The sequence below is a fragment of the Paenibacillus sp. VTT E-133280 genome (assembly GCF_002264385.1).
Taxonomy (GTDB): domain Bacteria; phylum Bacillota; class Bacilli; order Paenibacillales; family Paenibacillaceae; genus Paenibacillus_AQ; species Paenibacillus_AQ nitricinens.
In genome coordinates, this window is sequence record NZ_NFUX01000106.1 from 1 (window position 1) to 15,191 (window position 15,191).

Annotated in this window: 12 protein-coding genes and 1 pseudogene; 11 read left to right on the plus strand and 2 right to left on the minus strand. The window is 47.4% G+C overall.

The window, feature by feature from the left end; genetic code table 11:
* From CA600_RS31400 to CA600_RS28820, 11 genes and pseudogenes are all read left to right on the plus strand, one after another.
* Window positions 1-255 (plus strand): annotated as a pseudogene (locus tag CA600_RS31400) (hypothetical protein); the annotation flags it as partial.
* A gap of 21 nt (window positions 256-276) precedes the next feature.
* Complete coding sequence (locus tag CA600_RS28775; RefSeq protein WP_179281771.1) at window positions 277-2,286, plus strand: NEAT domain-containing protein; 2,010 nt, start codon at window positions 277-279, stop codon at window positions 2,284-2,286.
* Between the two features lie 96 nt (window positions 2,287-2,382).
* Complete coding sequence (isdE, locus tag CA600_RS28780) at window positions 2,383-3,327, plus strand: heme ABC transporter substrate-binding protein IsdE (protein WP_094874537.1); 945 nt, start codon at window positions 2,383-2,385, stop codon at window positions 3,325-3,327.
* A gap of 43 nt (window positions 3,328-3,370) precedes the next feature.
* The gene (locus CA600_RS28785; protein ID WP_094874538.1) at window positions 3,371-4,354 is read left to right on the plus strand and encodes a FecCD family ABC transporter permease; all 984 of its coding nucleotides are present in this window, start codon (window positions 3,371-3,373) and stop codon (window positions 4,352-4,354) included.
* A complete protein-coding gene (locus CA600_RS28790; RefSeq protein ID WP_094874539.1) occupies window positions 4,344-5,120 on the plus strand; it encodes an ABC transporter ATP-binding protein in 777 nt (258 codons plus the stop codon). Before CA600_RS28785 ends, CA600_RS28790 begins: the two co-directional genes overlap by 11 nt.
* A 659-nt stretch (window positions 5,121-5,779) precedes the next feature.
* On the plus strand, window positions 5,780-6,151 hold the full coding sequence (locus CA600_RS28795) for a hypothetical protein (protein WP_094874540.1): 372 nt from the start codon (window positions 5,780-5,782) through the stop codon (window positions 6,149-6,151).
* Between the two features lie 127 nt (window positions 6,152-6,278).
* On the plus strand, window positions 6,279-9,272 hold the full coding sequence (locus CA600_RS28800; protein WP_094874541.1) for an S-layer homology domain-containing protein: 2,994 nt from the start codon (window positions 6,279-6,281) through the stop codon (window positions 9,270-9,272).
* A gap of 197 nt (window positions 9,273-9,469) precedes the next feature.
* Window positions 9,470-10,396, plus strand: coding sequence for an alpha/beta hydrolase (locus tag CA600_RS28805; protein ID WP_094874542.1), 927 nt, complete (start codon window positions 9,470-9,472; stop codon window positions 10,394-10,396).
* Window positions 10,397-10,612: 216 nt separating this feature from the next.
* Window positions 10,613-11,302 carry a Crp/Fnr family transcriptional regulator gene (locus CA600_RS28810; RefSeq protein WP_143812223.1) on the plus strand — a complete coding sequence of 230 codons (690 nt, stop codon included), beginning with the start codon at window positions 10,613-10,615 and terminating at the stop codon, window positions 11,300-11,302.
* A gap of 144 nt (window positions 11,303-11,446) precedes the next feature.
* Window positions 11,447-12,073, plus strand: coding sequence for a hypothetical protein (locus CA600_RS28815; protein WP_094874544.1), 627 nt, complete (start codon window positions 11,447-11,449; stop codon window positions 12,071-12,073).
* A gap of 13 nt (window positions 12,074-12,086) precedes the next feature.
* Window positions 12,087-13,907, plus strand: a complete 1,821-nt coding sequence (locus CA600_RS28820; RefSeq protein WP_094874545.1) for a PrsW family glutamic-type intramembrane protease — start codon at window positions 12,087-12,089, stop codon at window positions 13,905-13,907.
* Between the two features lie 66 nt (window positions 13,908-13,973).
* Here CA600_RS28820 and CA600_RS31990 read toward each other — a convergent pair whose 3' ends face one another.
* Together CA600_RS31990 and CA600_RS28830 are read right to left on the minus strand one after the other, a co-directional pair.
* The gene (locus CA600_RS31990) at window positions 13,974-14,360 is read right to left on the minus strand and encodes a transporter (protein WP_094874546.1); all 387 of its coding nucleotides are present in this window, start codon (window positions 14,358-14,360) and stop codon (window positions 13,974-13,976) included.
* 122 nt (window positions 14,361-14,482) lie between these two features.
* On the minus strand, window positions 14,483-14,953 hold the full coding sequence (locus CA600_RS28830; protein ID WP_094874547.1) for a MarR family winged helix-turn-helix transcriptional regulator: 471 nt from the start codon (window positions 14,951-14,953) through the stop codon (window positions 14,483-14,485).
* Window positions 14,954-15,191: the final 238 nt, after the last annotated feature.

A 15,191-nucleotide genomic window follows, 5' to 3' on the forward strand; every position in this document is an offset into this window, starting at 1 on the left:
CCAGTAGCGACGAAGAAGCCAGCAGCCACATCAGTAGCGACGAAGAAGCCAACGGCAGCATCTGCGGCGACAAAGAAGCCGGTAGCTACGCCAGTTGCGACGAAGAAACCGACGGTAGCCGCGGACACCGCAGCACCCGTTGCGTTAGCGGCAGAGCAACAGGCGCCGTTGCTCAAAAAAACGCTACTGGGTAGCGGAGCAGCTGTACTGGTTGTGGCGGCGGGTTATGCCGTTTATAGAGCTGGAAAAAAATAAGTTCAAAGGGGAATGATTGTGTTGAATAAAGCAAGATTCGGTTTTGTGCTAAGGATTATGGCATTCATTTTATTGATAGGTACTTTACTACAGCCGATTGGTGGGGCTAGCGCCGAAAGCGCAAAATACAAGGATGGGCAATATGAGCTACCATACTCCATTTTGAAGGATGGCGCTGCTGAAGCATCTGTAATGGAACAGTATGTCCTTAAGCCTGCTGCATTGGAAGTTAAAGACGGTAAGAATTATGTCTCTATTACAGTTACTCAGGACAAGCAAATTACTGGGCTGAAGCTAAAAGCGGCAGATGGAACATTATCTGAAGGAACAGTAACGAACAAAAATGCATCTAACAACCAAAGAACTGTAAAATTTGAAGTGAGTGATTTGAACGCCTCTTTAGACGGATGGGTCAAAATCGAGTGGCCTGAAGTTAATTATTTTAACGAATACAATGTTGATTTCAAGTTCGATCCGAGTGCAATCCCAGTTGCTATTACTGCACCAGCTGAGCCTGATCTGCAGGATGGTCAGTATACGATCGGATACTCTGTACTACATGCAACAAAGGAACAGGAATCCTCGATGAAGGCTTACCTTGGTACACCGGCAACGCTTGATGTTAAGAATGGGCAGAAGACGGTAAGCTTCAACGTCATTAAACAAAGCTCTGTCGTGAAGGCTGTTTATCTTGAAGGTGTGCAGGCAACGACAATCAGCGAAAATCTTGAAGCAGATACACGCGTTGTATCGGTTGCTGTTTCAAGCTTGTCCAACATTTTACCAGGTGGAGTGCATGTTTCGATGACGACGCCTTCTTATAACATGAAGCATGATGTGCGTTTTAAATTTAACCTTGAATCCATTGCAGTTGTCAGTCTAGCTACACCAACACCAACACCAACACCAACACCAACACCAACGGACACTGGCAGTGGTGAAACTGGAGGAATAACCCCACCAGTCGTTATAGCTTCGCCATCGCCAACAGCGGGATCCTCTATCAAGGATGGTTATTACGAAATCGACTACACCATTCTCAAGGACGGCACTAGTGAAGTATCCATGATGGATACCTACGTTCAGCATCCAGGTACGCTAATTGTAGAAGGCGGGAAGAAATATCTGGCGATTAAACTGAACCAGAGCAAAGAAATTACTGGATTTAACGTGGAGCAAGGCGGTTCACTGCAGGGAGTAACCGTAATCGCTGCGGATACTACAGCAAATACCCGTACTATAAAGTTCCCTATCAGCAACACAGGAATCAAGCTTAACGGATGGGTCAAAATTGACTGGCCTGAAGTAAACTACTTCCATACGTATGATGTGGATATTCGGGTAAGCAGTACCGTTGGAGCAGAGACAAACAGTCCATACGATGTGATTGCTAAACCCGCGCCATCTGCTTCAGCAACGCCTACTCCGTCTGCAGCTACTACACCGACTCCAACTCCAGCGACTAATTCTTCCGCAGGAAATGGATCAGCAAATGCAGTTAAGCTCACAGATGTGAGCGGACACTGGGCACAGGCAGCTATAGAACAAGCGATTCAGGCGGGTCTAGTTAAAGGCTACGATGATAGCAGCTTCCGTCCGAACAATCCGATTAACCGAGCAGAGTTCGCTGTCTTGTTGAGCCGGGCGCTGAAGCTTGAAGGCAGTGCGGCGAATAGTAGTGGTTTCAGCGATGTGAGCGGCATCCCTACCTGGGCTACCGACGCTGTGGCACAAGTAGCTGCCCGCAAAATTATCAGCGGCTATGAAGATGGCAGTTTCCGTGCTGACCGCAAAATTACCCGCGCCGAGCTTGCGGTTATCATCGTACGTGCGCAAGGGTTGACCATTGACCCAAGTGCAGTACCAACTTTCAGCGACACTGCTGATATCGCTGCTTGGGCACGCCCTTACATTGCAACTGCCGAGAAAGCGGGCTTAATTAGTGGCAAGGGAAGCAATCGTTATGCTCCGGGTGATTTTGCAACCCGTGCTGAGGTAGTAAGCTTGCTCGTGAAATTGCTAGGCAAATAAGGCATTCCATTACACATAGGCACAGACTCGCGAAGGATACCGGATTTACGGCGTCCTTCGCGGTTTTGCAGGAAGAAAGGAGCGGACGTTCCTGTTATGAGAAGAATGATAGGTCTGATGGCCGCTTTATGTTGGATCATTATGCTGGCGGGCTGTGTTGGAAACACAGAACGTACGGAGCAGAAGGTTTCAGCGACGGCTGCAGCGACCGAGCAGCAAGGCTCAACCGCAGTCGAACCGGAACCCACAGCGCAGGAGGAGCCGCGTATTATATCAACCACTGTATCCGCGACCGAGATAATGGCTTTGCTGGATCTGACTTTGGTTGGCATACCGACCAGTGCAAAGATACTGCCGGATCGCTATGCGGATGTTGAGACGGTGGGTAATCCCATGAGCCCGGATATGGAAAAGGTCAAATCGTTAAAGCCAACCGAGGTATTATCGGTGACCACACTGAAATATGACCTCAAGCCGTTATTCGACAGTGCAGGGATTAAGACAAATTTTCTTGACCTGACTAGCTTAGCGAAACTAGAGGACTCGGTAGCTCAGCTCGGGAAGAAGTATGACCGCAAGGAGCAGGCGGATAGTGTGATTGCCCGCTATGAAGACAAAATCACTGAAGTGCAGGCGGCTATTACAGGCAAGCCTTCGCCTAAAGTGCTGATTCTGCTTGGGGTACCCGGCAGTTATTTGGTAGCCACTGAACATTCATATATTGGTGATCTGGTACGTATTGCCGGAGGTATCAATATCGTTCAAGGAGAGACGGTTGAGTATCTGGCCTCCAACACTGAATATTTGCAGCAGGCGAATCCAGATGTGATCCTGCGGGCAGCGCACGGTATGCCGGAGGAAGTAATCAAGATGTTCAACGAGGACTTTATTAAAAATGATATCTGGAAGCATTTCAATGCGGTTAAAAATGACCGCGTGTACGATCTGCCCGAAGAGCTGTTCGGCACCACCGCGAACCTTGCAGCTGACGCGGCGCTTGACGATCTATTGCCGATGCTGTACCCGGAGCTTCAGCAGTAGAACTGATGCATTTTAACAACAACAGACAGAGGATGAAGAGAACATGAAGAGATTGCTGTGGAGCTTTGCCGCTGTCTTGGTGTTGCTGCTGGGGGCAGTGCTCTGGTCGGTCCTCAGCGGCAGCTTGCAAGTTAGCTTGCCTGAACTGCTAAAGGGGTTATTTACAGGGACGAATGAGAATGTAGCGATTATTCGGGATTTACGCTTGCCGCGTGTCATTGTGGCGTTATTCTGTGGGGCTGCTTTGGCCGTTTCGGGCGTGTTGCTTCAATCTGTGATGCGCAGTCCGCTGGCTGATGCTGGGGTGATCGGTATTTCATCGGGTGCGGGATTTGTCTCTCTGACGATGGTTACGATCTTTCCGGCACTGTTCTTCTGGATGCCGTTGTTTGCCTTCTTGGGGGGAGCCATCGCCTGCTTACTGGTCTTCTCATTGTCCTGGAAGTCGGGGTTTCAGCCGCTGAGATTGGTTTTGGTCGGTATCGCAGTCAATGCCACATTTACCGGGCTGGGGCAATCATTTAATTATAGGGGAAGCTATGCGGTAACAATGGTGAATATGGCGACGACTTCGATTTTTAACCTGAAGACATGGGAAGATGTGAAGATCATCGTGCTGTACGGCACCCTTGGTCTGATTCTGGCCGTGCTGATTAGTCCCTGGTGTAATGTGATGATGCTTCAGGACAAGACGGCCCGTAATCTGGGCATGCATGTAAGCCGGGTGCGGATCTTAGTGTCGGCGGTGGCGGTGCTGCTGGCGGCAACGGCGACGGCAATTGGCGGATTGATAGCTTTTGTCGGACTGCTGGTGCCGCATATTGCGCGTCAGTTGATCGGCTCGGATCATAAGGTTTTGATTCCCTTCTCAGCGCTGGCTGGTGCACTGCTGATCCTGGTGGCTGATACACTTGGGCGCACAATGCTTGCACCTGTAGAGATTCCGGCCTCTATTATTATGACGGTGATCGGCGGGCCGTTTTTGATCTTCCTGCTGCGCAAAGGAGAGGTGAACTATGGAGATTAAAGAGCTATCCTTCTCATATCACCGTAATAAAAAGCTGCTGGAGCAGCTGAATCTAACCATTCCGATGGGGTGTACCACCGCGATTATCGGTCCTAACGGCAGCGGCAAGTCTACGCTGCTCGGCGTGCTGGCGGCGAATTATTCACCGTCTTCTGGTTCCGTCATTCTGGACGGTCGAGAACTGACTAGCCTTAAGCCAAAGGAAATTGCCCGCAAGCTGGCGGTGGTTCATCAACAGAATACTGCTCCAGGTGATCTAACAGTGGAAAAGTTGGCGTCTTTCGGACGCCTTCCGCATCGTTCACTGCTGATGCCAGAGCGCGAAGAGGACCGCGAAGCTGTTGACTGGGCGCTAGCCTGCACGGACATGCAGGATAAACGGCATAAGCCGCTGGCCGAACTGTCGGGTGGAGAACGGCAGCGTGTCTGGCTTGCGCTTGCGCTGGCACAGCGGACGCCGATTCTCTTTTTGGATGAGCCGACGACGTACCTAGATATCTTTTATCAGTATGAAATGCTTGATCTGATCCGGCGGTTGGCCAGGGAACATGGGCTGACCGTCTTGATGGTGCTGCATGACATGAATCAAGCGATTCATTACAGCGATCATTTGATCGCGATGAAGGAAGGCCGGGTAGTGCTGGAAGGCCCGCCAGAAGAGGTTATAATCCCAGACTCGGTCAAAGCTGTGTATGGGGTAGAGGTGGTTGTAAAAAGAGAGCCGGAGACTGGGCTCTATATTGTTCCGGTAAGGAAGTATATCTGAATTTATTCCGTAGTTCGAAAAAAGAAGGTATGGTCACTAGGTTTAAACAAAAATATGAGCGTACACCCAAACATAGGGGGAGTACGCTCCTTATACTGTCCGCGTGACTGCTACTGCATGCCATAGGAGCCATCAGGAATCGTGTGCGGTACTGCCGACCACTCCGGGAAGTGCCACCTCTTTCTACCTGCTCTTCAGCCTGCAGCTCACAGCGGCAGATCTATGGCTGGACGAGAGTCACAAAATTCTAAGACAACAGCATTTAGCCATTGGTGGACGGACCCACTGTTAGTAATGCATCTCACCGTTCTCGCGGTAATGCCTTCATGTATGGGCGATTTTTTTCATAACGCTTACGGATGGTCCAAGAGGTATAATCGCAAATCTTTCAAATTTTATGAAAATAATAGTTGACAAATACTTACATGAATAGGTAAGATCAACTCAAGTAATTGATACTGATAATCATTATCAATTACGAAGGTGATGAACCTACGGAAAGGCGGGATGATCTTAAGGGGTATAAGTTGAAGCTCAGCACATAATGAAGCGGCACCGCCGCTTTTTGCCAAGGGAAGGTTGTTGTCCATCGTAAAGTCCAAAGACCTGAGTTCGAAGATGAGGCTTTAATACCAAATGAATAGGGAGCGTGTTACTTAATGGTAAAAGCAAAAAAGACAGTATCCTTGCTGATGATGGTTGTACTTACGCTGATGTTGGCTGTTCCGGTATTTGCAGCAAGCAAATCCTATCAATTCTACTATGATGGCGCATATGATTCCCATTCCAGTACGTATATTAGTGAACCTGCCGATGTAAATGGCAACTCGGTCACTATTAAGCTTAAAGGTAATTATTTTCCTTACTTGACGGTTGATGGTTCCACTTACACCGGGTCTTACAACGCTAGCACCAACCTGACTACCTTCACTTTCACCGCAGGGGATCCGAGCCAGGATATTGATATTCAACTATACGTTTCCACCGTGTTCCATAGTCAGTTGTACGATCTGTCGATTCACTGGAACTAATAGAAAGCAGGCCTAAGGGCTGAGCGCTTACAGAATGAAGATGGAGGAGAAGCGGAACGTCGTTTTCTCTTCCTTCTTTTATGTTAGGTATAAGGATTAATTTTTGAGAAAAGGGGGATGAGATGAAATGATTAGGTTAAAAAAATCGATAGCGCTACTGCTTATATTGCTGCTGGCAGCTCCGTTCAATTGGGGCGCAAAGACAGCCGTAGCGGCGGGAGTGCAGGATGGTACATACAGCAATATATTTTATCGATATCTGATGGACAATACTTCTTCCGATTCGGCAGCGAATGTATTCCTATATGTGGAGAAATCAGGTAAGGTGACCGTGAAAGACGGAAAAACGGTTTTTGGACATGAGATCAGTGCAGAGAATGCGGTACTGATTCCTTATATCGCCTTCCGTAAACCGGGTGCGGCTAAAGCAGTCATTACCGAAGGTAACGTACAAGGAATGGAGGGTTATCAAGAATTTACAGCGACAAGCGGTAGTGGCTCAGGCGGCAGGACCCAAGTATCTCTGCCGATTGCAGATATTCAGAAACCTACAGATGTCCTAATGCATGTCATCATCAAGAACAACCCAACCTACCCGGGTCTGGATTATGACTACTGGTACAATGTGCAGCTATGGCTGGATAGTTCAGGTCTACCTGTGAAGCCGGGGGATGGTGAAGGACCGGGCGGCGGTGAAGAGACACCTGAGGTTACGCTTAAGCAGTTGCAGGAACTCGTTACAGTATCTCGTTCGGTTTATGAAAATACGGTAGAAGGTGATGCATTCGGTCAATATCCTGCCGGCTCTCGGGGCGTGCTCTACGATCATATAGTCCGTGCGGAAGAAGCAATAGCACAGCCGGAACCATCTGCTGAGGCAATCAAATCCGCTTACCAAGCGCTGAACGTGGGGCTTACAGCTTACAAGGCTTCGGTATACACAGCCCATAAAGTCGCGCTTCAAGAAATTATCGCAAAAGTAGAAGGTTTATTGGCCGATCTGAAGGAGGTGGGTACAGCTGAGGGTAAGCCCGGGTATAATTTTGCACCGGTCTCGGTAGGAGAATATGCGAAAGGCGTCTCGACGTCGCTGAACAGTAACATCTTGAAGACAGCTGTATCTGTAGTGGCTAATGACAGCGCTACGCAGGCACAGGTAGATGCTTCGGTCAAAGCGCTCACCACTCGGTACAATAGTTATAAAGACAGATATTATGTCGCTTCGGAACCTGTCCCTGTCCATGTAATTGATACGTTGGAGGAGACATCGATTTTATCCGAATTTGCGGCGGATTTTGGTAGTACGGCGGTTCTGCTTAAGAATGCCGCGGGCGAATATGGCGATAAATTGTATGCCAATCTTACGGTAATACCACAGGCCAAAGAAATGGTGCAATCCGCGCCGTCCTTCATCGGTGATTTCTCCACAGTCGGACTAGATTACTCCCAGGAGACCTATCGGGCGATTCCGCTAATAAACGGGTCAACGGAAAATGCGCAAGCGTTTCAGGTCATTATCCGTAATGTTATGGGGACTCCGACCGCCGGAGCTAATTGGCTGGGTCTTTCCTATGTGCGCTACACAGTTGGAGCTGAGATAAGAGGTGTGTATATCAGCTATAATACACAACTGCTGGAAGACTTGAACAGCTCGGTGGCTGCAGCTAAGCAGTTCTTACAGACGGCGAAGGCTCTAATTGGTGCAGAAGAAATATTTGCTGCAGCAAAAGAACAGGCGGAGCAAGCGGTGCTGGCAGCCTCACAGACCGGGGCTAATCTGGCAGCAACACAGCCTCAGATTAAGGCTGCTGCGCAGTCTTTGCAAGCAGCGCTGGATGAATTGAAGGAGAATGCGGTGTATGCTGTAAACGTTTCGGTCGCAGCTGCAAACGAAGATGAGTTCTCTCCTGTAGGGAGCTATATACATAGCCCCGCGCTGATTGCGACGGTGGCGGGCGACACCTACGCTGTCGTGACGGTGGATTCCATCGTCGATGAACTCCAGGTGGGCGCGGGCGGGATAGTCGCGGCTTTACCGGGTGAAGAGACGGTCCCGGGCGTGCGCGTGTTTTACCTCAAGCCGGTTAATCCGGCGGTGTTGACTGACGCGCAGCTGCAGGTGGGCGGTACCGTGTACGCGGTGCGGCTGAATTTTGGCGCAGCGGACAACAGCCGCTTGGCAGCGGCGATCTCAGCTGCGCAGCAGGTTTATGACGCAGCCGTGGTCGGCACAGCTGCGGGGTATTACCCGGCAGCGGCCAAGGCAAAGCTGGCCGCGGCGATTGCGGCTGCGCACCGCGCCGCAATAGATTTGGGTGGCTCGCAGCAGCGGTCGGAGGCGCTGCTGCATGAGCTGAAGGAAGCGCAGACGCAGCTGCAAGCTTCCGTGGTGCTGGAGCCGGGTCCCGGAACGGGCCCGGGAACTGGCACTGACCCGGGAACCGGAACAGACCCAGGACCAGCCATGGGCGGTGACGGCAAATTTTCACCTGCACCGGCTAGCAGCTCCGCTCCTACTGGTGCAGTTACCAGCGAGGGCAACTCAGCTGGAGTATCGCCTGCCACTTCGGCCACGCCTCCGCCAGTGAACTTCAGCGATGTGCAGGCTCACTGGGCGAAAGACGCCATCCGTCAAGCGGCTGCGCTAGGAATTGCGCGCGGCTTCGAGGACGGTAGCTTCCGGCCAAATGGCATTGTAACGCGGGCGGAGTTCGCCGTGTTCCTGAGTCGAGGCCTGAAACTTAGCTCAGCAGTGGCATCGGCTCCTACCTTTAGTGACCAGGCGCAGATACCAACCTGGGCCGCTGATGGGGTAGCGGCTCTCAGCCTTGCAGGTTTGCTAAATGGATATACAGATGGCACGTTCGGAGCAAGCGGGAGTATTACCCGTACGGAAATCGCCGTCATTGCCGCCCGCACAGCGCAGCTTGCAGAGGAAGAAAAGCCAAAGCTAGCATTTGTTGATGCACCCAGCATTCCGACTTGGGCGCGGGGCGAATTGGCCGCCGCGGTGAAGGCCGGTCTAGTGCTGGGTAAGGACGGCAACCGCTATGATCCGCTCGCCCATGCTACACGGGCTGAAGCACTAACATTGATTCTACGATTATTGAATAATCGGTAACGATCAAAAGGCTATTCAAACTTTAGCTCATTCAGCTATGTAAAAGACACCTTCAAGGTGTCTTTTACATGTCAGTAGTTATTTTGTATTATACATAATCATTTATAGCTTTCTTGGCTAGGCTTCTATATACGTACACAGAGTAGTATGATTTGATAATATTGTAGTTAAGTAACGAAATATTAAGGAGGAATCTAATGAGTAAATATAAAATCCATAGCGACTTTGAACCCTATGAAAAGAGAACACTTCCCTTAAATCCATTGTTATTGCCAATTTTAAATAAACTCATAGCGAGAAGTTTGAAAAAAATCAACTCTGCTGAAGGTGTGAAGGTAATGAAAAAAGTTATTTCAGGCTATAAAGACGGAAGCGTTCAGCTGACAATAATTGAACCTGAGGGTATATCCCAAAACGCTCCCTGCCTTATTTACATTCATGGAGGAGCCTTTGTCCTAAAGGCAGCACCTTCCCATATCCATTGGGCCTGTGAGTATGCTTCAAAGACACCTTGCAAAGTAATATTTGTGGATTATAGATTAGCCCCGAAGTACGCTTTCCCATATGGCGTTGAAGATTGCTATGCAGCATTTGAATGGGCCAGTGATCATGCGGATGCCTTAGGCATTGATAGGAGTAGAATTGCTATAGGTGGGGATAGTGCAGGTGGGGCGCTTGCTGCTGCAGTGACTCTAATGGCTCGCGATAGGCAGGCGCCTCCAATTTGTTTTCAAATGTTACTCTATCCAGTGACAGATGCAAGACAGACTACGGAATCCATTAAAGAGTTTACAGACACACCTCTGTGGAACTCTAAGCTTAATGAGAAGATGTGGAAGCTATATCTCAAGAATGGAGTAGCAGCTGGCAAGAGAGAATATGCGTCTCCTATGGAAGCAACTTCATTAAAAGGTTTGCCTAATGCTTATGTTGAAATTACGGAGTTTGATTGTTTGCGAGACGAAGGAATTCATTACGCAGAAGCCTTACAAGAATGTGGAGTTCAGGTTGAATTGTATCACACCAAAGGAACCATTCATGGATACGATATAGCGGAAAAAAGCGAAATTGTGCAGCAGAGTGTAGCGAGAAGAATTGAAGCTTTACGAGGAGCTTTTAAGTAGAAAAGGAGAATCAAGCCGTGAGTATCTTTTCGATGATCCGCGCGGTTGATTCTTTTTTGTTTTATATCCACAAAATGTAAAAATGTCATATGATAATTTGATGACTGCTGTCACTATTTATCTTAAATTAAAACAATTACAATAAAGGATAGTCCTGAATTTTTAACTTTTATCCTAAAAAGAATTATTCACTCACACTGGAGGTCTCTCTTGAAGGTGAACCCACAACTGTTGCGCGATTTCCCGTTCTTTGAACATCTGGATGATGAATATTTAGCTGAAATTTCCAAGCTATGTAGTGAGCGTACATATATAAAAGGAGAATCCATCTTTTTTGAAGGGGAAGGGGAAGAGGGAGAGGAGTTCTATCTTATTATCTCTGGAGTTGTTCAAATTTATCAAGATAACCACTCTAGGGATGTAATCCTTTCTATTTTTAGAGAAGGTGATTTCTTTGGAGAGATGGCTTTGCTACAAAATGAAAGAGCACGCTCTGCTTCTGCAAGGACCATCGAGAAATCCACCTTATGTATTCTGAAAAAACGCGATTTCATTCCCTTATTAAAAAGTAATCCGGAAATACTAATCGGCATTTTGGAAACAGCGTTAGATCGTCTGCGTGATGCCAATAAATTAATCACAGACTTAACCGTTATCGATGTGCGTACGCGCATTGCTCGCGTGTTGTTGCGTCTAACGGAACAGCATGGAGTGTCCTCTGATGATGGTGTTCTTATCGATTTGAAACTGACGCATCAACATCTGGCGGATATGACAGGAACGGCACGTGAGACAGTGACGAAATCATTGCTTGGATTGCAGGATGAGCAGTTAATACGGATTGATCAGAGGAAAATACTCGTGTGTAACACAGATAAACTTAGAAATATACTCGACGTCATTTGAGCTTGAATATATGGGAATTGTAATTGGGGTTACAGACTGTAAATCACCCTAAATGATATAACATTATTAACAAAGAACGCGTTCGTTTGGCTTTATGAATCGTGATGACACAATGACCATCCATAAACGAAAAGAGGAAATGGAATGAGTGTGAAAAAATTGGTTTTATCTATGTCCGGTACTTTTGTGCTGGGGATCATTGTAGGAGGGGCTTTGTTATATAACAATTCGGTTTATAACTCCGTTAAAGATGCCCTGAATGGAAATGCCACGCAAAATTCGGTAGGCAGTGTGAATGGAGTGGGTGGTATGACACAGGTTAACATTCAGGACATGGATCTTGAAACAGCAATGATGGCTGTACAATCGAGTCGTGCAAGTATGTTAGACGAGCAGCTGAAAGATCAAATCGCAGCTGTACAAGCCAAGAATGAAACAATCTCACAACTGAATCAATTGCTAGGAGTGATCAATGAAGAGCTGGGGAAGCTTCCTTCAGGTGCTGAGGCCGGCTCTGCTGTAAAGCTGACAGATGACAAGGGGGCCATGTTTACTGCTATGGGTATGGCTATACCGCAAAACAAAGGAGAGCTTGAGAATCTGTTGGGACAAATCAAGTCAAAGATTGATAGTGCAAGTAATAGTCAGCAAATGGATATGCTGCGCCTGCAAAGTTTATCGAATAAACGTAACGAAGCTTTTGATGTAATGACGAATTTTGTTAAAAAAATGCAGGATTCCAGAAGTAGTATTATAGGAAATATGCGGTGATGAGTTAAAAACTATGATACCTAATACTGCAGTTGATTTTCTACGTGATCATCCATTATTGCGAGGCATTCCTGATGATGAGCTACGAAATGTAATTGATGCTATAAAACTTGTGTCTTTAGAGGATGGACAACGACTTCTTATGGAAGCGTCCACCTCTAAGGACTGTTTCATTATATGGCAAGGGAAGGTGCAGGTCACCTCGGTTAACTTAGTTGGGAAGGCACTGCTCTTGGCTGAACTTGGACCGGGAGAATTAGTAGGAGAAATCGGTCTTATTCGGAACCTACAAAGATCGGCTAGTGTTACGGCAATCGGTCAAGTAAGGGCGCTGCGTCTAGACCGTCCATCGTTCGAATATTTGGCGAACCTGAGTCCGTTATTTTATGAAAGTGTGCTTGTGAACATACGAATCCGAATGATTCATAGTATGCTTCGAAAAGCGACCATCTGGTCGGTCATACCTGATGCTGAACTTCGGGGTCTTGCGGAGATTACAATGATCAAGAAAGTGATGAAGGGCGAAGAAATTATCAAGGAAGGTGCAGTAATTGATCAATTTCTCATGATTAGCAGCGGGAGTATCGAGCTTCGCGGCCGAAAGCGGCGCAAGATTATCCTTCGAGATGGGGATTTTTATGGAGAGACAGAGTTACTAACAGACACGGTCTCCTCACATACGTTGATCGCGGTAGAAGATAGTGAAATACTGATTATGGGCAAGTTAGAGTTCTTAACTATACTCGATTATTACGCTCCGGTTCGTCAACAACTCATTAAGGTTCTAAACATACGAACACCCCATCTGATGGACAAAGTTACAATTGCCTTCGGTGAGGAATTTATTGTCGAGGATAATGAATCGCTACCTAAGGCCAAAGACAAGTGGATGGACCAGTTGCTGTGGCTGGGAGGCGGATTTCTTGTCTTATCCCTCTTGGCATTGTTCTTACATAGTCAATGGTGGAAGATCGCCGCCTTAATTGTTGGAGGTGTAGTGGGTCCCGTAGCATTCGTAGCCTTTGTAAGAAGTCAGCAGTTAGTAGGCTTTCGTCAGATGAGGGTTGGTTTAGTTTTTGTGTCTACCGCGATTGTCGCCATCCCTCTGGCTTGGTATTTAGAGCGGATTTGGCTTTTTGAAGTAAAAGCAAATTCCTTTGACTTTTCGCAGCTTTATGTCCCTTTGTCTGTGGCTTTAATAGAAGAAACTGCTAAATTGTTAATCTGTGTGATACTCGTTCGAACGCGAAAAATCCAATTTCTGATGGATGCAGTGGTGTTTGGTGCCGCAGCAGGAATGGGATTTGCAGCAGTGGAAAGTATTATTTATGGATGGGTACATTTAGACGAAGCATCTTCCCTTGGGATGCTCGCGGTCCTATGGATGAGAGCATTATTATCACCCTTCGGCCATGGAACATGGACTGCAATTGCAACTGTGGGGATATGGTATGCAAGCAGCATGCATAAGAACTCGAACTTGGGGAATGGCAAGCCATGGACAAGATGGCGACATGCAATGGAGATGTTCTTGGCAGCAGTGGTGATGCATGCACTTTGGAATTATCGCTTTGAATCGGGTCTGATAAAGGCGGGTGCTATGACTTTAGTCGGGTTCATGGGCCTCTATTTATTGTTCTCACTCCTTCGCAGGGGAAGAAGAGAAGAATTCCACGTATTGAATATGTTAAATCCAACCACGCATGAGGCAATTCTGCATGACGATCAAGTGAAGTCAATGACACAGGAGCTTTACTGTGAAGGCTGCGGGTCAATGTCTCCCCAAGGTACCCGCTACTGTGCACGCTGTAGCCAGGCATTACGGATTAAATAATGGTCAATTCTAACGTAGAGCCAAAAGCTCCATTCCTCGTGGAACGGAGCTTTTCTGTGTGTTCATTTAGAAACAGGTAAAGGATTGGATGGACTGCAGGCTCAAGCCTGTATACATCCAAAACCTTCCGTTCCACTGAAAACCCGCAACCGAGGTGCGTCCTACGAAAACCGGGAAAAACCAGAATTGATTTCTATTTACGAGCCATACGTACGTATTCCGAAACAAACAACCAGCAATTGCTCCCGGGTCGACAGCAAAAGACGAAATGGCAGGTTGTTGAGGGATGAGTTGCGGGGGAGGTGAGCTGGGTGCCGTGAGTCCCGGTTGTCCTGGTGACCCTGGTATTCCTGGTTGTCCTGGTTGTCCTGGTATTCCTGGTGGTCCGGGTTGCCCAGGCTGCCCAGGCTGTCCTGGGAATCCTGGGAAACTTGGAGATGGGAAAAATGACATGATCTTGTCACTCCTTAATGAATGGGCTAAAACATTGTATGTAGGAGCGGAGATAAGTGAATGGGCGTATCCGATATTTTATTGATAAATTTAGCGAGGAAGTTCCTCGACGTGGCTCTAACTTACTTAGCTTCTTCACATAGCTCAGTAATTGCTTTGTTTTTGGTTAGCTGTAATAGAAGGTCATAGAATTGCTTTCTTTGCTCTAGCGAGAGATTGTCCAGCATGTTGTCAGCGACTGTATCTTGGAAAGCAAGAACTTGCTCAATAGTGGATTGCGCAAGCTCCGTAAGCTGGATCAGTGTAGCGCGTCGGTCGGTTGGATCAGGAATTCGAACAAGGAGTTTATCCTGCTCAAGCGCATCAATAAAATCGGTAACGGTACGTGCTTTGATCCCTAATTTAACGGCTAACTCATTCATGCGGATACTGCCTGCTTCCGCGACGACTGAGAGCAGACGCAATCTAGGGCCGGAGAGATGATAAGGCGTATTAAGCGCTAATAACTGGGATTGAAACTCTGTTTTAATGTAGTTGGTTGATCTCATTAATATGTGGATGACGTCTATCGCCTTGGGATGATCTGTGTTCATGATGTAGGGCCTCCTTGACTTTATTGTCAATTTTTTATTCTCAATTTCGTGAGATGGGTCAATATGTGGATACTCTTAATGAGTGTCCTCTTTAAATTATACTCTTATAAGGTGTATTCAACTATAGATCGGTGAAACAGAATGTTTGTAGTTTGGTGAAGCGTGCACCAAGAGGCTCGAAGTAAAGGATATACCTTGACACCAGAGAAAATAGTGAGTATCCTCAGTATTATATAAT